This window comes from Nostoc sp. NMS7, from assembly GCF_017115085.1.
Taxonomy (GTDB): domain Bacteria; phylum Cyanobacteriota; class Cyanobacteriia; order Cyanobacteriales; family Nostocaceae; genus Nostoc.
The window spans coordinates 1-23,021 of the sequence record NZ_JABXKJ010000047.1; the positions used below are offsets into that span (position 1 = coordinate 1).

At 41.8% G+C, this 23,021-nt stretch carries 27 protein-coding genes and 1 tRNA gene; 11 read left to right on the forward strand and 17 right to left on the reverse strand.

Annotated elements, in window-relative coordinates; translation table 11 throughout:
• From HWQ38_RS03615 to HWQ38_RS03625, 3 genes are all read right to left on the reverse strand, one after another.
• Positions 1-701 (reverse strand): transposase (locus HWQ38_RS03615; RefSeq protein WP_292790086.1); only part of this gene is annotated, 701 nt, incomplete at its 3' end.
• A 21-nt stretch (positions 702-722) separates the two neighbouring features.
• Complete coding sequence (locus HWQ38_RS03620; RefSeq protein WP_292790088.1) at positions 723-1,574, reverse strand: hypothetical protein; 852 nt, start codon at positions 1,572-1,574, stop codon at positions 723-725.
• Positions 1,575-1,715: 141 nt separating this feature from the next.
• Positions 1,716-2,375 (reverse strand): Npun_F0813 family protein, encoded by a 660-nt coding sequence (locus HWQ38_RS03625; RefSeq protein WP_292790090.1) that lies wholly within the window; start codon positions 2,373-2,375, stop codon positions 1,716-1,718.
• 360 nt (positions 2,376-2,735) lie between these two features.
• On the opposite strand from HWQ38_RS03625, the gene HWQ38_RS03630 reads away from it, so the two are divergent.
• Together HWQ38_RS03630 and HWQ38_RS03635 are read left to right on the forward strand one after the other, a co-directional pair.
• Positions 2,736-2,808: transfer RNA gene (locus HWQ38_RS03630), tRNA-Arg, on the forward strand.
• 69 nt (positions 2,809-2,877) lie between these two features.
• Positions 2,878-3,519, forward strand: coding sequence for a group I intron-associated PD-(D/E)XK endonuclease (locus HWQ38_RS03635; RefSeq protein ID WP_292790091.1), 642 nt, complete (start codon positions 2,878-2,880; stop codon positions 3,517-3,519).
• Positions 3,520-3,822: 303 nt separating this feature from the next.
• Here HWQ38_RS03635 and HWQ38_RS03640 read toward each other — a convergent pair whose 3' ends face one another.
• The 7 genes from HWQ38_RS03640 to leuB form a co-directional block, all read right to left on the reverse strand.
• Positions 3,823-3,966, reverse strand: a complete 144-nt coding sequence (locus HWQ38_RS03640; protein ID WP_292790093.1) for a hypothetical protein — start codon at positions 3,964-3,966, stop codon at positions 3,823-3,825.
• 92 nt (positions 3,967-4,058) lie between these two features.
• Positions 4,059-5,009: an acetyl-CoA carboxylase, carboxyltransferase subunit beta gene (accD, locus tag HWQ38_RS03645; protein WP_292790095.1), complete on the reverse strand. Its 951-nt coding sequence runs from the start codon at positions 5,007-5,009 to the stop codon at positions 4,059-4,061.
• Positions 5,010-5,220: 211 nt separating this feature from the next.
• The gene (locus HWQ38_RS03650; protein ID WP_292790097.1) at positions 5,221-5,391 is read right to left on the reverse strand and encodes a hypothetical protein; all 171 of its coding nucleotides are present in this window, start codon (positions 5,389-5,391) and stop codon (positions 5,221-5,223) included.
• A 59-nt stretch (positions 5,392-5,450) separates the two neighbouring features.
• Positions 5,451-5,591, reverse strand: coding sequence for a hypothetical protein (locus HWQ38_RS03655; protein ID WP_292790099.1), 141 nt, complete (start codon positions 5,589-5,591; stop codon positions 5,451-5,453).
• A 77-nt stretch (positions 5,592-5,668) separates the two neighbouring features.
• Positions 5,669-6,493 (reverse strand): A24 family peptidase, encoded by an 825-nt coding sequence (locus HWQ38_RS03660; protein ID WP_292790101.1) that lies wholly within the window; start codon positions 6,491-6,493, stop codon positions 5,669-5,671.
• A gap of 177 nt (positions 6,494-6,670) precedes the next feature.
• Positions 6,671-6,931, reverse strand: a complete 261-nt coding sequence (locus HWQ38_RS03665) for a hypothetical protein (protein WP_292790102.1) — start codon at positions 6,929-6,931, stop codon at positions 6,671-6,673.
• Between the two features lie 94 nt (positions 6,932-7,025).
• A complete protein-coding gene (gene leuB / locus HWQ38_RS03670) occupies positions 7,026-8,114 on the reverse strand; it encodes a 3-isopropylmalate dehydrogenase (RefSeq protein WP_292790104.1) in 1,089 nt (362 codons plus the stop codon).
• A gap of 24 nt (positions 8,115-8,138) precedes the next feature.
• Between leuB and HWQ38_RS03675 the strand changes: the two genes are divergently transcribed.
• From HWQ38_RS03675 to HWQ38_RS03700, 5 genes are all read left to right on the forward strand, one after another.
• Entirely contained in the window at positions 8,139-8,636 is a 498-nt protein-coding gene (locus tag HWQ38_RS03675) for a PIN domain-containing protein (RefSeq protein ID WP_292790105.1), read from the forward strand.
• On the forward strand, positions 8,620-9,006 hold the full coding sequence (locus HWQ38_RS03680; protein WP_292790106.1) for a hypothetical protein: 387 nt from the start codon (positions 8,620-8,622) through the stop codon (positions 9,004-9,006). The genes HWQ38_RS03675 and HWQ38_RS03680 overlap by 17 nt, the downstream gene beginning before the upstream one ends.
• Before the next feature lie 121 nt (positions 9,007-9,127).
• Positions 9,128-10,444: a serine/threonine-protein kinase gene (locus tag HWQ38_RS03685; RefSeq protein ID WP_292790107.1), complete on the forward strand. Its 1,317-nt coding sequence runs from the start codon at positions 9,128-9,130 to the stop codon at positions 10,442-10,444.
• Between the two features lie 455 nt (positions 10,445-10,899).
• Positions 10,900-13,905 carry a UPF0182 family protein gene (locus HWQ38_RS03695; RefSeq protein WP_292790108.1) on the forward strand — a complete coding sequence of 1,002 codons (3,006 nt, stop codon included), beginning with the start codon at positions 10,900-10,902 and terminating at the stop codon, positions 13,903-13,905.
• 84 nt (positions 13,906-13,989) lie between these two features.
• Positions 13,990-14,172 carry a hypothetical protein gene (locus HWQ38_RS03700; RefSeq protein WP_292790110.1) on the forward strand — a complete coding sequence of 61 codons (183 nt, stop codon included), beginning with the start codon at positions 13,990-13,992 and terminating at the stop codon, positions 14,170-14,172.
• A gap of 19 nt (positions 14,173-14,191) precedes the next feature.
• Here HWQ38_RS03700 and HWQ38_RS03705 read toward each other — a convergent pair whose 3' ends face one another.
• The 3 genes from HWQ38_RS03705 to HWQ38_RS03715 form a co-directional block, all read right to left on the reverse strand.
• Positions 14,192-14,497, reverse strand: coding sequence for a hypothetical protein (locus HWQ38_RS03705; protein WP_292790111.1), 306 nt, complete (start codon positions 14,495-14,497; stop codon positions 14,192-14,194).
• A gap of 48 nt (positions 14,498-14,545) precedes the next feature.
• Entirely contained in the window at positions 14,546-14,758 is a 213-nt protein-coding gene (locus tag HWQ38_RS03710; RefSeq protein ID WP_292790113.1) for a hypothetical protein, read from the reverse strand.
• Positions 14,759-14,856: 98 nt separating this feature from the next.
• Positions 14,857-15,159, reverse strand: coding sequence for a hypothetical protein (locus HWQ38_RS03715; RefSeq protein WP_292790115.1), 303 nt, complete (start codon positions 15,157-15,159; stop codon positions 14,857-14,859).
• A 28-nt stretch (positions 15,160-15,187) separates the two neighbouring features.
• Between HWQ38_RS03715 and HWQ38_RS03720 the strand changes: the two genes are divergently transcribed.
• Positions 15,188-15,367, forward strand: a complete 180-nt coding sequence (locus HWQ38_RS03720; protein ID WP_292790117.1) for a hypothetical protein — start codon at positions 15,188-15,190, stop codon at positions 15,365-15,367.
• Positions 15,368-15,620: 253 nt separating this feature from the next.
• Here HWQ38_RS03720 and HWQ38_RS03725 read toward each other — a convergent pair whose 3' ends face one another.
• The 3 genes from HWQ38_RS03725 to HWQ38_RS03735 form a co-directional block, all read right to left on the reverse strand.
• Positions 15,621-17,024, reverse strand: coding sequence for a glycoside hydrolase 100 family protein (locus HWQ38_RS03725; RefSeq protein ID WP_292790119.1), 1,404 nt, complete (start codon positions 17,022-17,024; stop codon positions 15,621-15,623).
• A 181-nt stretch (positions 17,025-17,205) separates the two neighbouring features.
• Positions 17,206-17,346: a hypothetical protein gene (locus HWQ38_RS03730; RefSeq protein WP_366933226.1), complete on the reverse strand. Its 141-nt coding sequence runs from the start codon at positions 17,344-17,346 to the stop codon at positions 17,206-17,208.
• 320 nt (positions 17,347-17,666) lie between these two features.
• Positions 17,667-18,095 (reverse strand): hypothetical protein, encoded by a 429-nt coding sequence (locus HWQ38_RS03735; RefSeq protein WP_292790121.1) that lies wholly within the window; start codon positions 18,093-18,095, stop codon positions 17,667-17,669.
• Between the two features lie 1,261 nt (positions 18,096-19,356).
• On the opposite strand from HWQ38_RS03735, the gene HWQ38_RS03740 reads away from it, so the two are divergent.
• The 3 genes from HWQ38_RS03740 (at position 19,357) to HWQ38_RS40330 (ending at position 22,766) form a co-directional block, all read left to right on the forward strand.
• Positions 19,357-19,998: a hypothetical protein gene (locus HWQ38_RS03740; protein WP_292790122.1), complete on the forward strand. Its 642-nt coding sequence runs from the start codon at positions 19,357-19,359 to the stop codon at positions 19,996-19,998.
• A 79-nt stretch (positions 19,999-20,077) separates the two neighbouring features.
• Positions 20,078-21,394 (forward strand): hypothetical protein, encoded by a 1,317-nt coding sequence (locus HWQ38_RS03745; protein WP_292790124.1) that lies wholly within the window; start codon positions 20,078-20,080, stop codon positions 21,392-21,394.
• 1,132 nt (positions 21,395-22,526) lie between these two features.
• The gene (locus HWQ38_RS40330; protein ID WP_366933225.1) at positions 22,527-22,766 is read left to right on the forward strand and encodes a transposase; all 240 of its coding nucleotides are present in this window, start codon (positions 22,527-22,529) and stop codon (positions 22,764-22,766) included.
• Here the strand turns inward: HWQ38_RS40330 and HWQ38_RS03750 are convergent.
• Complete coding sequence (locus tag HWQ38_RS03750) at positions 22,716-23,009, reverse strand: hypothetical protein (RefSeq protein WP_292790125.1); 294 nt, start codon at positions 23,007-23,009, stop codon at positions 22,716-22,718. The two genes, HWQ38_RS40330 and HWQ38_RS03750, sit on opposite strands and share 51 nt — an antisense overlap.
• Between the last annotated feature and the right edge of the window lie 12 nt (positions 23,010-23,021).

A 23,021-nucleotide genomic window follows, 5' to 3' on the forward strand; every position in this document is an offset into this window, starting at 1 on the left:
AGAGGTAAAACTTGAACTGATGCTTCACCGGGTCTGCGTTTTGTAACTAAAGGTCTTTGCTCATCCAGGTCATCATCATCAAAGTCTTCTTCTTCAAAGTCGTCATCTTCTAAATCATCATCTTCTAAATCGTCCAAATCCTCTGATTCATCCAGCAAATCTTCGCCCAGCAGGTGCGCGAGGACGGCCGCTGCTGGATGTTCATCCTTTAGCGCGGGGATGGGGATGCTGACTATTTCCAGTGGCTTTGGCTCTGGAGTTTCTAGTTTCTCTGTGACTCGCAGCTTCGGTTTTTCCGATGCCGAGGGGCGTCGCCGCACCCGTCTACTAGCGGCGATTGATTCCGCCGTTTCCTCTGAGTAAAGTTCCTGCTCTACATGAATTACCCGACGCCTCTGTGGCTCAACCTTTGGCACTTCCAAGGGTTGGCTTTCAGTGGGTGGAACTTCTATCTCCGGCTCTGGTTCACTCAGCAGGGGTAACTGCTCGTAACTTACCTGCGCTCTTCCTTCAGGAGTTCTTGCAGCCCGCTTTAAAGAGACTAAGTATTCATACTCATCTTCTGGCAAAGTACTTTTGAGCAGGCGGCTAATTGTCGAGTTACTCACACCATAGCGGTCTGCCAAAGTTGAGGTTGTTTCGGCAGTCTCTCGATATAACTTCAGAATTTCTTGCTTGTCAGAGTCTGTTAATTTTCTCACGGTAGATACCAAAAATCTTTACTAAGCTCGTTTTCGTCCGCCGGTACGCCGCGTTCGTCTTAGTGATGCGTCATATTCTAAGACAGCGCCCATGCCAAATAACACTCCACTAAACACCCAAAACACTTCTAATATCTCCCCACTTTGATAATTGGGGCCTTGGGCGTATTTAAACCACATATCTGCAATGTAGAGCGAAAAGACCGCTGCTGCAATCATTCGCCAAGACTGGGAAACTCTTCCCCCCCAAAAGGCTAACAGCAGAGTCGTAGCAATAATTAACAAAACCACATCGCTAACTACGTAAAACCAGTTCAAAATAGCGATTAGCAATATTGAGGGTTTTTCCTGTTGCATAGAAATCCACCATGCCAAGAAACTACCGAACACTGCAATTGCTAACACAATTAGCCACTGCCATTTTTCCAGATTGATTCGCCTGGAAGTCACAGCTAAAATCATGCCTGCGCCAAGTAATAGATAAGTCAGTACAAAAAATATATCCCCTAAAGACACATCCGGTTCATCTTTTAAAACTATTTCGGTGTAGCCAAAAATTATCCCCCCAACGAAATAGGAAAGCATACCTAAGCTAATTAAGAGCCAAACATTCCGTCCACTGACGATTTGCGGACTTAGCCAATTCCTCAAGCATAAGATACTGGCACTCAAATAAGCTAAAGCTTCAAAAATATTTGTGCCAATCACATACCACTCGGCGCGGCTTTCTATGCCATCTGCTCCGGGAACTTTGGCACTAAATAACAAAAAGTATAACAGTGCCAGTACGCCCCAGCCAATATTAGCTAAGACAATGTTCTGAGTGGTGAAAATTGATCTAGAAAGAAACGAATTCTCGTAAGAGTTATTCATAGGGCAAGACTTATGTAGATGCACTCTGGCAGTATTTTGAGTTAAAAGACTGTGTGGCTAGTAGTTTGTCTGCCAAATAATACACAATCTGACACCAAAAGCAAGTGCCAGTGGCAGGAACTTTAATTAAAAATTTCCCTGCTACTGCCATAGTTTACCCAGTGGCGATTGATTTAGCCAACTGATAAACAGCGATCGCTCGCCTTCTGGCATATCTTCTAGCTTATAAATCACCTGTTTGGTAAAATTAGCGTTGCCAAAATACGCCTTTCCTAGTCGGTGTAGTTCTTGTAACATAATAACTACATCATTTTCTTGCCAATCAGGCATTTTGGCTGTCGGCAAAGGATTCGTAGATACCAAGTATTTAACTGTTTCTAGGGTAGATGCTTGGGGAAATTGCTTCTGCTGTAATACTTCCGCAATATCTTTCTCAAATAATGCAGCTTGTTTAGCACCTAAAAACTCTTCAATGTCGATATAAACACCTTGTAACAGCAAAATACTGGCTTGGATTAAAATCCCCGTTTTCCCATGACCACCTGTGTCACTACCCAGCTGCTCTAAACGGATTTTACCCCAGACGCTAAAGCGTTCCGGTTCTTCCAGTAAAACACAGGCTTTACCCCGGTTATCCGTTAATTCTCTCCATAAGGCTCTAGCTTCTTCATCTTGACTAGCTTTGAAGACACTAATCAAGCGAAAAGTCTGCCCTTGATAACTGAGAATCGGCACCTGCTGATCCTTTTTTGGGTGCTGAATGCTTGATATTTCAACATCCTGCCGTTTGAGAATAAACATGGTACTAGCAAATAACTCCTCACAGGGGCACTCTTAATATGGAATATATAATCGGATTTGGCAGCATCGCCAAGGCTGAAATTACCTAACTTACTGTGGAAATGAGCCTGGCGATCGCCAGATACTTCCCGAAGCTAGCCGCCCAGAGGGCATTGGCGCTAACGGGCAAATAACCCTTTGAAAAGACAATATTATATCTAAACCAATATCCCATCTGTTTCGTTTTCGGTGTAGATTGACTAACTAGCGACTAGCATCTTAGCCTTGCTAGTGGTAAATCTGCAATTTTCGATTGCTTCTTGGTAGGTGAGGAGGATATAATAATCTAGGTGACTCCTTTGGGAGCCATTATTTTATGTTGGGCGCGTAGCTCAGTGGATAGAGCAATTGCCTTCTAAGCAATCGGTCGCAGGTTCGAACCCTGCCGCGCTCGTTTTAACTAAATATGAACCCTCAAGCACTCTGAAGTGATATCATAGTTCTCTCGATTGAGGGTTCGTTATTGCTGCATCATACCAAGAATAAAGGCGATATTGCTGCTATAAAAGCGATCGCTGATCTAACGATTAAAGGATACTTGATTCTCACACCATTTGTTTGTGAGCATTTACCTTTTGATTTTGTTGCCTACAAAGATGATAAATTTTACAAAATACAAGCTAAATACGCGGGAGACAACAGGGTAGTAAATAAAACTATTTGGGTAGATAAAAATGGTACTCATCAGAAAAAGTATAAAGTAAATGACTTTGACTTTTATGCTGTTTATCTACCTGACATAGATAAAGTTGTTTATCCATCAATTAACTTTAATGGTTGCTACATAACTACCCAGATACCTAATTCACCTACACCCTTTTACTGGTGGGAGGATTTTGTAGACTTTACTGAAGCAGCGTCTAAGCGAACCTATAAGGAGTTTGGCCTTGATTTAACAACTAGAAAGGTTAACCCAGACTCTAGAATTCACACCAGAAAAGTAGAAAGACCATCAAAAGAAGAACTGGAAAAACTAGTTTGGGAAAAGCCAACCGCACAAATTGGCAGAGATTTGGGCGTGTCTGATAAGGCTGTAGAAAAGTGGTGTAAAGCTTATGGCTTAGAAAAACCACCTAGAGGATATTGGGTAAAGAAAGCTTATTGATAATCCTTCTGGTGATGGAAATCTTAAAGATTCCGGCTCAAGATGTTCTGGTTTAATTTTTAAAATTAATTCTTGTAGTCGTTGGTTACAGTTAAAAACCCGCTTTTTATTGTTCTTAGAGCCATTAACCCTCACCCTTTCACCATTTCCCACCTGAACTAATGCGCCTTCAAAGGTAATTTGAGAACAATCAGGTGTAATATGCTTCCATTGCAAACTGATAGCTTCTGATGGTCGGCATCCTGTTAAAAACAAAAACTCCACAAATGGTGAATAATAACTGTAGCCTATACCTTTAGATGGTTAGTGATTTTTAAAAGCCTGAATTATTTTTTCTTTCTCTTCTTCACTGAAGGCGTTAGGTTGTGAATTATCCTGCCACTTATGCTTGGGAAGCTCATTGTACATCCCTTCAAAAGGATTAAAAGTTACTAAACCATGTTTCATTCCCCATTTACAAGCTTAGGACTTAGAAGTTAGGAGTTAGGAGTGAGGAGTTATGAATTTTTCGCTTCCTACTCCTGACTCATAACTTTTGTTTATTCTGCGGCGGTAGAAGTCAAGGACATTGTTTCCCACAACACCATAGGAGGTGTTGTTAATACTGGCTGGTGTAGGGCAATCAGCCGGGCTAGTATGTTCTTTAATTGGGTACGGGGTACGATATCATCAACAAAACCGTGCTGGAGCAAATCTTCAGCAGTCTGAAAATTATCGGGTAGTTTTTCCCGTAGGGTTTGCTCAATCACTCGCCGACCGGCAAAACCAATGGTTGCCTTGGGTTCTGCCAAAGTGATATCGCCCAGCATGGCAAAACTTGCGGTAACGCCGCCTGTTGTGGGATTGGTCAAAACGGGAATATATAATAGTCGGGCGTCTTTATGGCGCTGGAGGGCTGCGGAAATTTTCGCCATCTGCATCAGCGAGAGCATTCCTTCTTGCATCCTGGCACCACCAGAGGCGCAGACGATAACTACAGGATAACGCCGTTGAGTGGCTTGCTCAATCATGCGGGTGAGTTTTTCTCCCACAACCGAACCCATGCTACCACCCATGAAACGGAAATCCATAACCCCAAGGGCAATGGGCAAACCGTTGATTTGACCTAAACCAGTTTTAACCGCGTCTATTAAGCCAATTTTATCTTGTGTTTCTCGTAGGCGATCGCTGTAGAGTTTGCGATCGCGAAATTCCAGGGGATCGGTTGGGCGCAAATGCTCGTCCAGAGGTTTCCAGGTATTGTGATCTATCAATTGACGGATGCGTTCATCGCTGTCTACCCGATTGTGATGACCACATTCAACACAAACCATCTGATTAGCTTTCAGGTCTTTTGTATATGCCAACACGCCACATTTAGAACATTTATGCCACAGACCATCAGCAATATCACGTTCTTGGCGTTCGAGGCTGGTAGATCCTGATTTGCGTCGATTTGCAAACCAATCAAATAGAGACTTTAAACCGCGTGATTCTTCGTTGTTAGCCATTTTTTATTTTAACTGGGTATGAGGTCGAAAACATGTCAAGCCGTATCGTCGGGTTGTTCTTAGTCTTTTGTCATTTGTCTTTACTAATGACTAATGACTACATCGTTAAATTACGCTTTTAAGCAATTCGTACCGGAATTTTCATCTTTGGTTGCCAGCTTAACGAAAATACTTATACCAATACAAGTCTTTTGCTCTTTTTTCAGCAGACTTAATTATATGGATGTACTGACACCGTGAGAATACCAACCTCCAAATAAGATGCTTTCCCCCTCCCACCCAAATCAATTATTCCTATTGCTACGTCATGAGCAATCAGCATCTGTTGCACTAGTTGTACTTGCCAACGGTTAATCGTCGTTAAGAGGGTAATACAAGTCACAAGCTGAATATTATCAAAATATGAAGGGCAGATGGGGTAATGCTGGTTACAGTCACGAATTATAAAAATTTCTGATCAAAGCGCATTGGGCATTGGGCACTTGTACTGACTTGTACTGAGCTTGCCTGCCCTGAGCCTACGTCGAAGGGTCGAAGTAGCGAAGTCGTTGGCGCAGCCTCTCGTAGAGAAGTATTGGGCATTGGGCATTGGGCATAGGTTATTCCCCTTGTCTCCCTTGTCCCCCTTGTCCCCTCATCCCCCCACTCCCTACTGCAATTCAAGACGCTAGAAAAAATAACCGCAGGTAGCTGGACAAAATGGCTTCGCCGCTAAACAGAGTGATCACAGATCCTAAAGCCAGAAAAGGGCCAAAAGGCATCTTTTGTCCTAACCTTTGTCGCGATCGCTGTATAATAACAACGCTACCAACTAACGCTCCCAGCGCACAAGCAATAAAACTAGCCAAGAGCAAATATTTCCAGCCTAACCAGGCTCCCATCATGGCTGCTAACTTGGCATCACCCGCACCCATTGCAGCTTTCCCAAAGGCAATTGAACCGAATAAGGCGATCGCATCAAACAGCCATAAACCCAATACTGCACCGACTATCGCCATCATCAGCTGATTTACCAATGCCACGGAACTAGCTTCTGGTAAATAACCAACCACCATTTGAAACAAAATCCCTACTACTAAACCCGACTGAGTAAGTCGATTGGGTAAGGTCATTGTATCTAGGTCGATGAGCGATAGTGCCAATAACCAACTGCAAAAAGCCCAATAGCCTATTGTTAAAGTTGAAACTTGAAATACCAAAAAAACCAGTAAAAAAATTATGCCCGTTACCCCTTCTACCACGGGATAACGGACAGAAATTTTGCTTTTGCAATATCGACACCGCCCTCTTAACGAAATCCAGCCGAACACTGGTACATTGTCGTAAGCTTTTAGCTGGTTTAAGCATTTAGGACAACGAGAGGGCGGCCAAAGAATTGACAACCCAGCAGGTAGGCGATAAACAATAACGTTGATAAAACTGCCAATAGATGCACCCAAAGCAAAGACCATTACACTCGCCGGAACGGCGAACAAAATGTCCATACACTCATTTGTCCTTTGTCATTTGTCCTTTGTCATTTGTCGTTTATCTTTTGTCCTTTGTCCAGAACTAATACTTCTCTACGAGAGGCTACGCCAACGGCTTCTCTACGAGACGCTGTTCGCGTTCGCTCAGTACAAGTGACTAATGACCAATGACTAATGACCAATGACTAATGACTAATAGATATGCGATTCAATTTGACTCAAGGGCACAAAACATTCTTGAGGTAAGAGAACTGGTTGGTTAGTAAAAATAACCTTACCTCGATGATTCATGCGATTAATTGCTACACCTGAAGGTTGCCCAGCTATTTCGGGATGTACTTCACAGTGAGTGTAGTATATCTGCCCAGCAGCTCTGATTACGGCGGGATCAATCAAAGGCGGCTGGTTTTTTGGGGCGGTAAAATTTGCTTGTCCTTGTCGTAATGCGTACACTATCGACTGTTATTTGCTTGCTAGATTTCTCTTTAGTCTACCCGAAACTTATAGGAAAGGTTGCCAAATTGCCCAAGTTGCATTAATTATTAAATTATTTTCCTTCAATCGCTCTAATTAGTGCATCGCCCATAGCACGGCAACCTAAAAGATTTTTACCTGGAGAAATTATATCCCCTGTGCGATCGCCCTGCTCTAAAACTTGCAATACGGCTTGTTCAATATGGTCTGCTGCCTTTGGCTGGTCTAAACCGTAGCGTAACATCATCGCCGCACTCAAAACCTGTGCTAGAGGATTAGCTTTATCCTGTCCGGCAATATCTGGGGCGGAACCGTGAACTGGTTCAAACACACCAGGGCCAGAAGCACCCAAACTAGCTGAGGGTAACATCCCAATACTACCCGTGAGCATAGCAGCAGCATCAGAGAGAATATCACCAAACAAATTGCCTGTAACTATGGTGTCGAACTGCTTGGGAGCGCGTAGCAACTGCATAGCAGCATTATCGACATATAAATGAGAGAGTTCAATATCTGGATATTCTTGTGAAAGTTGGGTGATGCGATCGCGCCATAACTGAGATACTTCTAATACATTCGCCTTATCCACCGAACAAAGTTTTCCGCCGCGTTTTCTAGCTGCTTCAAAGGCCACCCGCCCAATACGTTCAATTTCTGACTCTGTGTAAACCATTGTATTTACACCGCGTTTCTCACCAGTTTCCGTAACAAAAATACCCTTGGGTTTACCGAAGTAAATGCCGCCAGTGAGTTCACGCACCACCATAATATCCACGCCTTCGACAACTTCACGTTTCAAAGTCGAGGCGTCGATTAGCTGGGGCAAAATTTTCGCTGGGCGCAAATTGGCAAATAATCCCAAACCTGCACGTAGCCCCAGCAAACCTGCTTCTGGGCGTAAATTAGATGGTAGGGAATCCCACTTATAGCCACCAATCGCAGCGAGTAACACAGCATCACTATTACGGCAAGTCTCTAGAGTGACAGATGGTAGGGGTTCCCCTGTAGCGTCAATTGCGGCACCACCCATAAGGGCTTCTGGGAATTCAAACTGAATATCAAATTGCTTCCCTACGACTTTTAGCACATCTACCGCCACTGCCATAATTTCAGGGCCAATGCCATCGCCGGGAAGTAGAGTAATGCGGTAGTTCTGGGTCATAGCTGGTTATTACTGGGTAAATGCTTGCAGATCAAATATCATACCCAGCAAAATGTACCGATGGAGTTTTTAATTTATTTAGATGTGTGTTGTCTGAATCGCCCTTTTGATGACCAGACACAAGAACGGATTCGTTTGGAAACTGAGGCGGTGCTTCGCATTTTGGCTATTGTTCAAATGGGTGATTGGTGGCTGCAAGGAAGCGAAACCTTTGATGATGAGCTTCGGAAAACTCCTGAAGGAGCAAGAAAACGGCAGATGCAGATTTGGGCTGCTTTAGCGATGAGCAAAGTCGATATAACCCAACAAATCGAGTCTCGTAGTAGGAAACTTGCTCAAAAGGGGTTTAAAGATTACGATGCGTTGCATATTGCTTGTGCAGAAGCTGGCAAAGCCGATGTTTTGCTCACAACTGATGACAGAATGTTACGTTTGGCTGCAAGGCACAAAGACTTGCTACAAGTTAGAGTAGAGAACCCGCTTCAGTGGCTCAGAGAGGTTACAAATGATCGATGTGAGTAAGTTGACTCAAACTGAAATTCAGAAATTAGGAATAGATACGCTGAGTTTAGCTATTGGCCCAGCAGGAATGGGGCTATTTATGCATCAATTCGATATAGGCAGGGGTGATTACACGCGAGATAGGGATGAAATATTGGGAAATCCTACTATTGAGGAAATAGTTACCCGAATCGAAAAAAGGCGAATATCGCAGGTTGAAAGTTCAGATGTTCTGCCCAAAGTTACAAATATGAAAATGCTAGATGTAACTAAACTTTCTCAGGCTAAGATTAGGCGGTTGGGAATAGAAGCGCTAACTAAAACCCTTGGTCATGATGGCATGGTGCGATTTATGCAGCAATTTAAGAGGGGTAGTGGAGATTATACGTGAGATCGGGATCAAATATTAGGAGATATCACCCTTGAGGAAATCTTCGCCAGTATTGAGGAGGGACGACAACAGCCTTAAATAAAGGTTAAATTCTACTCAGCAGTTATTAGTTAGCGCATCTATGCAACTTTGGACACCCAATCAACCCCTCAAAAACGGCAGATTCATCGTTGAAAAAGTGCTTGGTGGTGGTGGCTTTGGTGTCACCTATAGCGCACTAGAACAGCGCACGGGTAAATTATTTGCCATCAAAACCCTCAATCCGATACAGCAAAGTCAAGGTGACTTCCACGAAAAGCAAGAACAATTTGTTAACGAAGCGTTACGGTTACGAGGTTGTCAGCATCCCCATATTGTCAAAGTCCATGAAGTGATACAAGAAGTTGGATTGTGGGGAATGGTGATGGAATACGTTAATGGGGATGATTTAGGAGTTTACGTTGATAAGCACGGACACTTATCAGAGGATGAAACATTACGCTATATCAATCAAGTTGGACAAGCATTAGAATGTGTTCACCAACAAGGCTTTTTACATCGGGATATCAAGCCGAATAATATTATTTTGCGCGATGCAAAACAAGAAGCAGTTTTGATTGACTTTGGTCTGGCGCGTAAGTTTACCATTGGTAAAACCCTCAGCATGACCAATTCTAAAACAGAAGGCTATGCACCAGTGGAGCAGTATGAAAGGCAGGGACGTTTTGGAACTTATACTGATGTTTATGCTTTAGCTGCAACTTTGTATAGTTTATTGACTGGTAGAATTCCTATACCTGCTAATTATCGAAAAGATGGCGATATTCCCTTAAAAGCGCCAAAGCAGTTTAATTCTGACATTAGCGATCGTGTGAATAATGCGATTATCAAAGGAATGGCGTTAGAACCGCAAGATAGATCGCAGACGGGACGAGAATGGTTAGAATTACTAAATCCAAAATCTCATCCGAGACAACAAATACAGGAAATCCAAAATCTAAAATCCTCAAAGATGGACTATACCCGACTGCGAGATTTTCTTGCAGCAGGGAAGTGGAAAGAAGCAGATCAGGAAACAGACCGAGTTATGCTGGCAGTAACAGGGAGAGAAAATTGGTTTGATTATAAAAGCATTCCTAGTTTTCCTTGTGAAGACCTCCGCATTATTGACCAACTTTGGGTAAAGTATAGCAATCGACATTTTGGCTTTTCAGTACAAAATCGTATTTATCAAAGTCTGGGGGGAACCAGACATTACGACGAAAAAATTTGGAAGGGGTTTGGCGATCGCGTTGGTTGGAGAAATAGAGGTAATGGTAATTGGATTGATTATAATGATTACGTTTTTGATATGAAAGCACCATTAGCCCACCTTCCAGCAAATTTCAGCATAAAAGGGGATTGGGGGTATAGCGCGAGGTCTTCTATCGCGTCAAGACTTGTAGACTGTAACATATAAGGCTTACAGATTTTTCAAAAGATTTGTTAACACCTAACTTTCTACGAAGCCTTGCGAGTTATGGCTTTCCGATACCTAGCACTGCGCTTCCTCCTCATCCTACCCTTACTTTTGTAGTATGCTACCGACAAACTGCGGGTTATAACATTTAGCAAAAATAAATTTTTCCGCTACTTTTTCTATTTCTCCATTATTGGCTTCCCACTCATCCCAAGGAAGTCGCATTTGTCCTGGAGAGGATCGGAAATAACTTGACACTAAAGCAAGGTTTCATTTGCAAATATTTTCTAAATAGCAAAATACTAATTAAAAAGTAGATATGGCAGATGGTAGAGGTTCGCCTGTAGCGTCAATTGCTGCACCACCGATGAGGGCTTGTTGCAATTCAAACCGAATATCAAATTGCTTACCTACGACTTTTAGCACATCTACAGTTAAAGTTAAATTACATATCAATGTATTGGAAATGGGGCTTTAGACTATTAATTATATTCTTGGGGCTGTGGCTAGTGTTGGATCTGGGTTCCCGCCTGGGAGCAGAGATTTTTTGGTTTCAGGAAGTCGGCTATCTCCAAGTATTTCTGTTGAGGGTGGTAACTGGTGGTGTTTTGTGGTTAGTGGTGGCTGGGATCACTGCTGTCTATCTACTGCTAAATCTGGCTCTCGCACAACGGCTAAAATATCCCCAGTTTTTGAAGATTGAGGAAGTCAGGCGTGAGGAAGCAGAACTGGGGAGTGAATTAACAAATTTTCTCAGTCCTCGTTATCCAAGACGCAACGAAACCCGGATAGTTGCGCTGCAACGCTTTCAACCATTAAGATTGCGCTGGTTATTACCCCTGACTCTGTTACTGAGCTTATTGATCGGGTTGATGCTGGCTCACTATGGTCAAATTACTCTTTTCTACTGGCATTCTCCAGTTAATAACGCTAGTCTACCGATTCCCGCCCGATTTCGACCAGAGACAATCTGGCAACTCTTAAGGCAAATTGTCTCTCAAGTCTGGGATCTCGGTTTAATTGTGGTCGGCGCGATCGCAATTTTAATCTATCCCCAATTTTTATTAACTGCGATCGCACTTTTGTTCTGTCCCATTTTTGGGTTCATCCTATTCCAACACTGGCCAAAGGTGCTGCAATATTTCCACCCCACCCTTTTCAACAGCACTGAGCCTTTATTTGGTCGAGACATCAGCTTTTACATATTTTCCTTACCCTTTTGGGAACTGGTAGAACTCTGGCTGATGGGATTATCTTTGTATGGCTTCCTCGCCGTTACTCTCACTTATCTCCTGTCAGGTGACAGTTTGAGTCAGGGAATTTTCCCCGGTTTTTCGCCCCAGCAGCAGCGTCATTTATCCGGGATGGGTAGCTTGTTGATGCTGGTAGTGGCACTGAGTTATTGGCTGAGTCGCTATGAACTGGTGTATTCTACCCGTGGAGTAAGTTATGGTGCCTACTATACGGATGTGACAGCGCAGTTGCCAGCTGACACCGTTTTGTGCATCCTAGCAGTAGCGATCGCCTTTTACCTACTTTGGCGAACATTTTTCTGGAAACCCAAATCTCAGTATCGTCCCTTAGTGTTTTACGGGTTGGGCGTTTATCTAATACTGGTTACAGTGGCTGAGAGTGTTCTACCTAGTCTGGTGCAATATTTAATTGTTCAACCGAATGAGTTGCAACGAGAGCAACCCTACATTCAGCGTACTATCGCCTTGACTCGCCAAGCATTTGATTTAGATGCGATCGATTCCAAAATTTTCAACCCGCAAGGAAGATTGACTGAAGCTGATATTCAAAAGAATGACTTGACAATTCGGAATATTCGCCTGTGGGATCAGCGACCATTGTTAGAAACTAACCGTCAACTGCAACAAATTCGGCCTTACTATCGGTTTCCTGATGCCGATATTGACCGCTATACTCTCAAAACAGATGTAATTTCACGCCGACCATCAGCCACCCAAAAGCCGCCAGAACCAACAGAACGGCGACAGGTACTGATTGCCGCACGAGAATTAGACTACAGTGCCGTACCACAGGAAGCTCAAACATGGGTTAACCGCCGCCTTATTTATACCCACGGTTTTGGGTTTACTGTTAGCCCAGTTAATACAGTTGGGCCGGGTGGGCTACCAGAATATTTTGTGAAAGATATTAGCGGTAATAGTAGCGCCCTCACAACTTCCAATGAAGCGATTCGTGAAAGCATTCCCATTGGACAACCGCGAATTTATTACGGTGAAATCACTAATACTTATGTGATGACTAGCACAAAAGTTAGAGAGCTAGACTACCCTAGTGGTAGTGACAATGTTTACAACTCTTACGATGGTTTGGGTGGCGTTGAAATCGGTTCAGGATGGCGACGCTGGCTATTTGCAATGTATTTGAAAGATTGGCAGATGTTGCTGACACGGGACTTTTTGCCAGATACAAAGGTGCTACTTCGGCGAAATGTCAAGCAAAGAATTGAAGCGATCGCACCTTTTTTAAAATTTGACAGCGATCCCTATTTAGTAGCTACTGCTAATCAAGATTTCCCAAATAATCCCAGTTATCTTTACTGGATTGTTGATGCCTACACGACGAGCGATCGCTATCCTTATTCAGACTCTGGTAGAGATGGGATCAACTACATTCGCAACTCGATCAAGGTAGTTATTGATGCCTATCACGGCACTGTTAAGTTTTACATTGCCGATCAGAGCGATCCGATCATTGCCACTTGGTCAGCGATATTTCCCCAAATGTTTAAACCGCTCAGTACAATGCCAGTAAATCTCCGTAGTCATACCCGGTATCCGGTGGACTTTTTCAAAATTCAATCTGAGCGGTTGATGACCTATCACATGACTGACTCCCAGGTATTTTACAATCGGGAAGACCAGTGGCAAATCCCCAACGAAATCTATGGTAGTGAAACACGTCCGGTAGAACCGTACTATTTGATTACTAGTTTACCCACCGTACCCTTTGTTGGCGCAGCCTCTCGTAAAGAAGAATTTATCCTGCTTCTGCCCTATACTCCCAAACAACGGACTAATTTAATCGCTTGGTTAGCAGCGCGATCGGATGGCAAGAACTACGGTAGGCTAGTTCTATATGTCTTTCCTAAGGAACGCCTAGTTTTCGGCCCAGAGCAAATCGAGGCGCGGATTAACCAAGACCCAGTAATTTCCCAGCAAATTTCTCTGTGGAATCGCCAGGGTTCGAGAGCCATTCAAGGGAATCTACTAGTAATTCCCATTGACCAATCGCTGCTCTATGTCGAGCCAATCTATCTAGAAGCCACACAGAATAGTTTACCAACTTTGGTGCGCGTAGTGGTGGCTTACGAAAACCGGATTGTCATGGCACAAACCTTAGAACAAGCATTGCAAGGAATTTTTAAACCAGAAGTTACACCAGCCCCTGCGATTATCCGTCCCTTTGAAGAAGCAGCCCCGCCAAGTTAAGCGATTTTAAAACTAAATAATTCAAAATTTATCGCAACAGCCATAGTTTAATGGTTCAAGATATGTAATGGACACTAAAACTTAATGGACATGGTACAAGATAACCAACTAGAGATTCGCCACGTTAGTCCGAAAGTGAGGGAGTTGATTAAAGTATATGCAGATGTTAATAACTGTACGCAAGTTGAGATGTTGGAACGCATTGTTTTGGAGTGGAACGCCCAACAAAGCGAGAGCGAACGACCGCCAGGAGACGAAGATGAATAACTGTGAATAATTTGGCTCTCTAGTTCAAGAAAGATTTTCCAGAGATTAGGTCTTGTTTGAGGGATTGAATGAAATCACTCAAAGTCATCATGCTGCCCGTTAAGCTGAATTTGGGAGTGCCATTTTGAGCAACAATTCTCACTTCACCCTCTTGGATCTGAATCTTATTTTTAATCCTATTCCATAGACTATCGAAGCTCTGATCATCCTTGCAACCATTGGCTTCAAGGAATCTTTGGCGCACTTCTGTTTTCAGTGCTAGTGCTTTTGCTGCTTGAGTACGCGCTTCAAAGTGCTTACAGTAGTTTTCATCTATTTGAACCACATCTGTAGTAGGGGCACAGCATTGCTGTGCCCTTACTGCGTAGTCTATTTACCTGAAAATAGCTGTAATTACATCTTCATAAGCACTCTCCCTGAGAGTTTTGTTTTCAGCCGGAACTTGCTCTAACTGAGTTTTTATGGATTGCAGTTGGGACGCTAAAGCAGCTGATTTGTGATATTCAACTTTTAAGGCTTGCTTTGCATTCGCTAACAAGGTTTTATAATCTAGCTGATCTTGATTTTTTTTAGATTCGACTTTCATCTCTCGATCACCAGATTTTCGGTAATCCACTCTCGTCAGTTATATAACAAAAACTGACGAGAGTTTAGTAAGCATTCTCGGTGTTATCTGAGTATTACTTATTTCACCAACAATGGTGATTCCAAGTGAGGATTCTCCTTGATACTGCTCACACAAAAACTAATGTGGGAACGGATAGCTCGCTCATAAACTTCAGTCTGGTGAGTACGTACCCCTACAGCCTGATAGATTAAGTTAACTTCTGGGAATTCTGACCAATACATTAAAAAGATGTCTTTCGCTGGAGTAATAATTTCATAATTATTCTCTTGTCTTTTCTTTCTGAGTTTACAATTGTTTAGTTGTAATTTTTCTCTGAATAGTTTTTCAAATTCTGGAATTAAATCTGAAGTAATTTTCATGGTTTATACACGTTAAAACGTGTTAAGGATGCAAAGACTATCTTGTGATATTAGAAAGTATGACACTTCAGATACCTCTTACAATATAGTGTATCAGTTATCCGGTATTTTAGAAGGGGATTCAGACGCAGGGTCACTCGTTGGCGCAGTCCAAGGTAGAGAAAAGGCTGTGCGATCGCCGCAACCTGTTGATCACGATTTTACCTAGCACAAATCGGCTATTTATTAACTTATACTTACTAAAAGTTTAGTTGCTTGTGATCTTACTGTCAGTGTAGCTAGTACAGGCGGAAGTTTGCCTAGCTTTAATCAGTTGCTGTGAGCAGGTTGTCTATCATGTGTCTGGTTAATTGAGATGGTAGCTGGATTTACGCGCCCACTGTACTAGTTAGCAGAGACACCCTGTATAGTTACACTGCTAAATCATCGTTCTCTTTAGAGCCTTGTGGGGCAATCAGTACCTAGATGCTACAGCCTGGGCCTTCAAGACCCTCGGTAAAGCTGATTAATTCCAAGTACTCTGGATTTTCTAGGAACTGTTTAGCAGCTAGCAATCCGGCGATGCTCCAAGTTTGATAAATTCTCGCTTCTTTGCCAATCAAACGACCATTGTTGCCATCGTAGTATTCTGGGAATTGATCCTTAAATAAACGCCTTTCGGCAATGGCGATCGCTGCTTGGGCAAGTTCTGTTCGACCTGCTTTCAGTGCCGCAGCAGTAAATAACCACAGTAAAACCGGCCAGTTACCGCCGTTGTGATAAGACCAAGCCCTGTTCTTAGAGTCACATCCTGTTACAATTCTCCACTCTAAACCATCCATTGCTGGAAAGCAGATTTTAACAGGCATATAGCCGATCAAGTCTTGCCAACGTTGGGCAAATAAATTCATAATGCTTTGAGATTCTTTTTCGCTTGCTAAGGAAGCTAAGATTGCCATCAGATTTCCCAGAGCAAAAAAGCGAAAATCTATCCGTCCCGGGCCCAGATTTCCAGCTAAATATCCTCCAGTTTCGGGCAACCACTCGGTCAACCAACTGGGGATTGATTCTGAATTGATGTTGAATTTATTAACAATTTCTTTACCAAATTCGTTATCTTTGTAACGATAGATTTCCCCCAATCGCTTCAGGTCTAGCCAGTAATAGTTGCGGATATGATATTTCAAAGATCCCAATCGCCTATTGACTTTGCCAATGTAGCCATCGCCATCCCCATCTGGTAAAAGCAATTCATTAGCAGCCCTGAGGGACGCGTAGAATAACACCTGAATTTCTAGAGGATGTTCGTAGACTCCCATACGACGGTCAATCATAAACGCGCCATCAGGAACTAACATTGTTGGGTACATGGAAAAGCGATGTACCAGGCAAAGATCCAAAATTAACTTGATTCCTGCTTGAAAATCTGGCTGACGTGCTAGAGCCAAATCGCCTGTAGCTTTTTCATAAGCCCGTAACAGGAGAATCCACCACATACAGGAATCAATTGGGGGAACACGAGCGATCGCCTGCTCACCAAAATCAGCGACCAAAAATTCCTCATTCCCATTAAAATGTACTTTGAAACTTGCAGGCATTAACCCCGCTCCCGGTTCAAAGCAGTCTATCTGCTTTTCATGACTTTGTAATTTCAGTGTTTCTACTAAAAAGTTACGGACAATCTCTGGTTTGCCGTCCATGAGAAACACCAAGGCAGAAGGGACAAAATCGCGGAGGAAACACTGGTCATAATTGAGTGCATCTAATTCCGGATCGTGGGCGGCTACAGTCCCAATGGGTTTTCCCTGGTAATAAATTATGGAATTTTCCAACAATTTCCAGGCTTCTGCTGACAGCAGACTGTTATTATTGATCGCGCTAGTCATGGACGTCTAATTCCACTAATGGTATGTATCGGCTCTCTTGTGGAAAATACGCAACCCTTACCTCAAGCTGACCAGTTTTCCCGGAAGTCAGCATCCAAAGTCAATCTACTATCTACAAACAAGGTTTATCCGGTGATGTAGGCGGCTTAATCCGAACTAAAAAAGCTACTGCGGCTGCCATTTACTCAGAGAAACCAGCACGCCCCATTGGTGTGTCTGCCGCAGCTTTAGGGTCTTTGCAGTAATCGATGGCGATATTGCACCCTTGTTGAATAAGTCTGATCGCGATCGCCTGACCGATACCTGATGTTGCACCTGTAATTAAGACCTTCTTTCATTGTAACCCCATCATATTTCTTTGCGAAGTTTCCTTTACTTGAATTTATACTCAGTCAATCAATTTTGGATTTTAGATTATTCCTTTAATCTAAAATTGGCATTGTCAACCCCAAGGGAGGGAATTCAAAATTTTAAAGCCTTATCTTTTTGGGGCAGCGATCGCTTAATATACCCCTATTCTAAAGTCCTATTTTCTGGTGATTTATTGCCATTAAATTTAAATTTTTAAGAATAAATTATAATATTAAGGTATATATATGCACCGATAATTAGTAATAAAAATATATTTTTATCCTTAATCATTTAGTATCTGCTACTGGGAAAAAGTAGAATATCTATTGCTTCGCCCACTACCAAACCCAATACGGCTATGACTGTTAAAACCCAAAAGGAATCTAGCTTGTTGAAGCCAGAAAAGCGCATTTCCAAATCACCTAAAAACGTAGTTGCTAAGGGGATGAGAAAAAGGCTGAATAATAATGACCAAGTTGCTACTAAAGCAATTGATATACTTAAAAATAATATGACAATTAAGGTTTGAGAGCCAAATTCAACTAAACGCTCTAACCAAGAAACACTCTTTCGCACTACAGCTATAACCATAGCAGCAACAAAAGCTCCCACTAACCAAATTATATGATTAGTCGCAAGATACCATCCCAGGAGAGTATAAGCCAATAAGAGTAATATTAAAGGCATCAAAGGAATCCTGTTAAAAAATTCCACATTCATATTGCCAAGGCTTGTAAAAATACCAAGTTAATCTCTTAATTTTACTCAAGAATTGTTACTAATCAGACTTCTAAATATACCAGCTTTGCTCAGGATATTCCTCTATCTACAGAGCAATTTTAAGGACATACTCTTTAGTCGTGACAATATATAGCCCTACTTAATCATTTGTAAACAACACTTAGACAAGTCGGCAATCTCAGCCTTAGACGCTTATAAAGTCTGTGGCAACAACGACTTGCTAAATCAGAAATTTTATACTTAGTACACGTCATCGTAAAAGGGGTTTGGAAATATTCAGACTTGATGTTCGGTTTCACTTCCCTATAGGACGCGAACCTTCTACCCAATTTACGAATGATTAAATTCCATAGCCTTTTGGGGTGTTCTGTACTTAGTAATCTAATTTAACTTTGTTTGATGCGATCGCTTGTAGCTTAAAATTCAGATAATCAGGCTTATCCAGCTATAATAAGATATTTTTCTCCGTAGTTACATTAGTTAACCAAGTTACATATATGACATTTTGCACTGACTTAATCATCATAGTAGTAGGTTGTAAAATACTATCAATGTGTGAATAAATTGACTTTGACTCTCGTCTATTTGCCATAAAATTTAATCAAGAGGTGGTTATAATTCACCGTGTACAAGTTTGACAACTGTCCACAATACTGTTGCATACCTCAAGCTCATGGTAATATTATTTTATTCTCAGGAGATATTATTTTATACATCAAGTTTTAACCATGCTGAAACAGCTAGTTAGGTGTGCTACCTCCAAAAAACAAAAAATTATTCAACCCACCCCGGAAATCAACAAAAGCCAGAACGTGCAAAGCACAGAGCTTTTGAAACTCTGCTTATACAAAGATACTAAAGAGCTAAGAAAGCCATTTTTTAGGAATCATGGCAGCCAGCTATGAAGGCATAAAACCCTCTGATAATGGCAAAAAATTAGACAATAGTAAATAGAAAAGTTTTGACCCTGTGTCAATTGTTTTTTGTATATCTAAAAATATCAAAAAGCCGACTTTGTGTTGTCAAGAATACATTCATATTGTCTGTTGTCTTGAGATGTTGTTTCTCTTGGTGGTTAGTTACCTATAGAAAAGTCCTATTTGATTGGTGGAAACTTAGTTTACCATCGACCAAATCAGGCAACCTCTTAAATTTAAGAAGTTATTTCGGACTGCTAGATCAATCCTGATTTAGTAACGACTAGATTATTAACAACGTAAGCAAGTGTAACAGGAAAAACATGAATATCATTGTTCATTTGTTTGGAGCGATCGTTCTCCAAGTATCTGCATTGGCTGCGATGTCTAGCATGGCAATGTCTGATGATCAGCCTTTACGTGTCTATACTCAGTCAGCTGCTGCTGCTTCTCAACAGAAAATAACGCAGAGGATTTGCTCTTTAGATCCCATTGATAATTTATTACCTCCACTACAAATTAAGACAAGTAATTCTTTACTTTCTTACCTTGCTGAACAAGGTTTTACACAGAATAAAGAGGGTTCTTGGGTCTGTTATGCGAACGATCCTAAAAAAGAAGGGCGTTACTTTACTCTGTTTAAAGTTAAACAAGTTGATGGCAGACTCATCGCAAGTTCTTTCTTAGATGAAGGCAGTCTGATTCAGGGGCAAGAAAATCGGAGCTTGGACTTCTTTATGATGCTGATTCAGCATCATCTGAATACTAGTCAAGAGAACCGTCAAGGTATACGTAGGTATTTAGAAGCTTTCGTTTCCTTAGTAAAACAAGGGAAGATCAAACCTACGCGTCGTGGGTTTCTTTTCGACCAACCAAACCGGGCATTGGTCTTATATCACCCACTCTCATCAGGAAATCTCAAAGGTACAGGAATCACGATCAACATTTCTTTACCTAAGAGTTGAATTGGGGAGTAGGGAAGCAGAGGGAAATAACCAGTGTCCAATGCCCAATTAAATTGCTGTCGTTTAGTGGAGGTGCATTTTGCCTAAATCAATTGTTCAAAGAATTGCGATGCCAAGAGTGGTTCGCTTCGCCACCATTGCATTTTCATCTGTTGCAATAGTACTCACTACATGTCAATCTACTTTTGCACAGCTCAATATTGGACGCTATGGTATCCAACAAGGACTGGAGTCTGAGTATCTCCAGTACCAAATCAATAACCAGAATTTGAGCCAGATGCGAGTAATTCCTGCATGTGATGTGGGATTTGGTTTGAGCTGCAATAAAACTGGATCGGTAGTTCAGCAATTAGTTGATTTAAACGGCGGGACTAACTATCAAAATCTCCTGATACAAGCAGCTGGTGGGGAGAAAAACTTCCAGGATTTCGCTAGCTTTTACGGTAACAATCCCAATCTCTCTGCGGTGCCTTTCGCCTCATTTTGGAGAAACCAATCCCCGGCAATTATGGATGGTTCTCAATACCTTCTTGGGCAAAGTTTTAGTCGCAACCCCGTAGAAGGACTCGGACTTGTAACCAAGCAGTTCTACTGGGCACCGTACTCAGGAATCAATAACTCCCTCAGCCTCCGTAATGGGTTACTAGACTTGAAAATGTCATACGGACGACTGCTGTTTGAGGAAGCCTCAAAAATTTCCAACATTAAAGAGCAGATTCAATCTCTTGGTCTGTCGCCAGAGATGAGGAATTTTTATTTAAATAAAATCTCTACAGGCTTGGATGCCTTGAGTTCTGGAGATCAAAACCAACTCCAACAGAGGATTTTTGAACTACTATCCTTTCCCTACTCCGAAGATGGTGGGGAACTCGGACGCCCCAATAACGCGATTCCAGGAGAATTCAATCAGCTTTTGGGAGAAGATATCGCTGGAGATATTTTGCTGAGTGACAATCCACTAGCCTTGGATGGAGAAGGAATGGACCTCAATACTTTCCCTGACTCGGTGGGAGATGTTTTGGTACAAGACAGTTCTGATTCTTTTCCACTCTGGCCAATAATCGGAATTGGGGGTCTTGCTTTAATTTTGCTTCTACTACTGAATGGCGATAGTTCTTCAGCTCAAGCATCTGTTTCTTCAGGAAATATACCTGTACTTACACCTATACATACACCTTTGTCTCTCACCAGCAAAGGCGAATGCGATCTGACTCCCAGTGGTAATGGTTCTGATCACACACAGATCATTGAGATTCCATGTAATGTTACTCCTAAAACCCCTACGGAAGTGAAGAGGGTAGTGGAGCCATCAATGATTAAAGCGCTGGTATTGCTAATTGTTCTACTATGCATAGTCCGTTACAAACATCGGTCTTTAAAAATCCGTCATTCGTAATTATTACAACAGGTTTCATTTATTTAAACCACATCTGTTGTCAGGGCATAGCATTGCTGCGCCTCTACAGTGGGAGTCTATTTACCTAAAAATAGCTCTCAACTGAGTCTTCTGGGGCGATCGCTTCTAAAAATCTTTAGAAACCACCTTTAATTTAGAGAAAACCCTCTACTAGATAAGCTGCTAATGCAAAAATAATTGCATTCAAAACTTTTGCAATAAATATAATAGGACTTACGCAAAACTACACGCGCTCTGGGAAATTCATGTAGACGAAGGCTGACCGCAGGGTATTGCCCCTAATACCAATTCTATGTGAGGCTGCGCTTTCTTCACGTAGGGGCAATTCATGTAGCTTTAGCTTCCCGCAGGGTATTGCGCCTACAGCGCAGTTTTGGGTAAGCTCCATAGGCACATCTTCAAAAAGAAATGGTATAAGAAGAAAATCATTCTTTTCGGCTATTGTTTGCGTAAGTCCTGTATAACTTAAAAGTGACATATAGCGGTTTCCAAGTGCATGAAGTACATATCAAAACCTCACCCCTAACCCCTCTGTGTGAGTTCGGAGAGGGGAGATACAAGCGCAGCTTTATCCGGGTGAGGTTAAGCTGTCACCTCATTCTTATTAGGAAAGGCTATAGCTTTAATGTCTAGAAATTTCTAAGAATATTTTGCAGTTTATTATAACATAAAAATATCTATTTATAAGTCCATTATCTAATTTATTCCCTTGGGTATATAAATTAAAATGATAAGTAAAACTCTTGACAGATATAGCTGAAGTTTTATTTTGCTAGACCTATAATTTAAACCTTGTCAACATTAAAATTTGAGCTAGCTAATAAAAACTGTGTAGTAATTTTTAATTAAGTCAAATCCCGATGGATAAACCTAATTTATAACTACCCTTATTTTATTTTGCAACATTTTTTAATATCTACATTTCTAATATGGACGATTTATAAATTTGTCCTCATTGACGTAATAGCTAGTCTTGTTTATAAACTGTTGCTGAATTTTCTTTTGTGACAAACCTCTATAGAACCCATTTGACATCTTATGAGGTTTTGAATTAAGGTACTCCTCAGCATTTATAATCCAATGCTAATGACGTATTCCAGCGACCTCACTGATGCAGAATGGGAAATTTTTGAACCCTTATTGTAAGAGATATTACCAACCAAGAAGCAGACTCGACCGACTAACTGGCCCATTGCGAGATATCTTCAATGGAATTCTCTATCAACTGAAAAATGGGTGCAATTGGCAAGACTTACCTAAAGACCTCCCCCCTTATTCCACCGTCTATTGGCACTTGCATTCAGTGGCGAACCGCTGGGGTATTCGAGGAACTGATGAGTGTCTTACTTAGGACTTGTTCGTGAACAGGTAAAAAAAACCGTACTGGACGACATTGATCATCATTGACTCCCAAGCGGTGAAAAATACCTGCAATGCCAGTGTAAAGTCGAAAGGTTTTTGTTTCTACAAAGCCACCAACAGCATTAAAAGGCATCTGGCTATTGATACCCTTGGGTTTCCCAACATTGACGCACTGTACTCGTGCCAATGTCTCGGATGATGCCGGATTAAAAGAGAAGTTTACTCTCAACATCGACTACTTCAA

Bases quoted from the DNA above. Each gene is read 5' to 3' on its own strand.
- HWQ38_RS03620 (WP_292790088.1), bottom strand. From the start codon at position 1,574: ATGAATAACTCTTACGAGAATTCGTTTCTTTCTAGATCAATTTTCACC.
- HWQ38_RS03625 (WP_292790090.1), bottom strand. From the start codon at position 2,375: ATGTTTATTCTCAAACGGCAGGATGTTGAAATATCAAGCATTCAGCAC.
- HWQ38_RS03640 (WP_292790093.1), bottom strand. From the start codon at position 3,966: ATGAAACATGGTTTAGTAACTTTTAATCCTTTTGAAGGGATGTACAAT.
- accD (WP_292790095.1), bottom strand. From the start codon at position 5,009: ATGGCTAACAACGAAGAATCACGCGGTTTAAAGTCTCTATTTGATTGG.
- HWQ38_RS03655 (WP_292790099.1), bottom strand. From the start codon at position 5,591: ATGCCCAATACTTCTCTACGAGAGGCTGCGCCAACGACTTCGCTACTT.
- HWQ38_RS03660 (WP_292790101.1), bottom strand. From the start codon at position 6,493: ATGGACATTTTGTTCGCCGTTCCGGCGAGTGTAATGGTCTTTGCTTTG.
- leuB (WP_292790104.1), bottom strand. From the start codon at position 8,114: ATGACCCAGAACTACCGCATTACTCTACTTCCCGGCGATGGCATTGGC.
- HWQ38_RS03680 (WP_292790106.1), top strand. From the start codon at position 8,620: ATGATCGATGTGAGTAAGTTGACTCAAACTGAAATTCAGAAATTAGGA.
- HWQ38_RS03685 (WP_292790107.1), top strand. From the start codon at position 9,128: ATGCAACTTTGGACACCCAATCAACCCCTCAAAAACGGCAGATTCATC.
- HWQ38_RS03695 (WP_292790108.1), top strand. From the start codon at position 10,900: ATGTATTGGAAATGGGGCTTTAGACTATTAATTATATTCTTGGGGCTG.
- HWQ38_RS03700 (WP_292790110.1), top strand. From the start codon at position 13,990: ATGGACATGGTACAAGATAACCAACTAGAGATTCGCCACGTTAGTCCG.
- HWQ38_RS03710 (WP_292790113.1), bottom strand. From the start codon at position 14,758: ATGAAAGTCGAATCTAAAAAAAATCAAGATCAGCTAGATTATAAAACC.
- HWQ38_RS03715 (WP_292790115.1), bottom strand. From the start codon at position 15,159: ATGAAAATTACTTCAGATTTAATTCCAGAATTTGAAAAACTATTCAGA.
- HWQ38_RS03720 (WP_292790117.1), top strand. From the start codon at position 15,188: ATGCAAAGACTATCTTGTGATATTAGAAAGTATGACACTTCAGATACC.
- HWQ38_RS03725 (WP_292790119.1), bottom strand. From the start codon at position 17,024: ATGACTAGCGCGATCAATAATAACAGTCTGCTGTCAGCAGAAGCCTGG.
- HWQ38_RS03735 (WP_292790121.1), bottom strand. From the start codon at position 18,095: ATGAATGTGGAATTTTTTAACAGGATTCCTTTGATGCCTTTAATATTA.
- HWQ38_RS03740 (WP_292790122.1), top strand. From the start codon at position 19,357: ATGAATATCATTGTTCATTTGTTTGGAGCGATCGTTCTCCAAGTATCT.
- HWQ38_RS40330 (WP_366933225.1), top strand. From the start codon at position 22,527: ATGCAGAATGGGAAATTTTTGAACCCTTATTGTAAGAGATATTACCAA.
- HWQ38_RS03750 (WP_292790125.1), bottom strand. From the start codon at position 23,009: ATGTTGAGAGTAAACTTCTCTTTTAATCCGGCATCATCCGAGACATTG.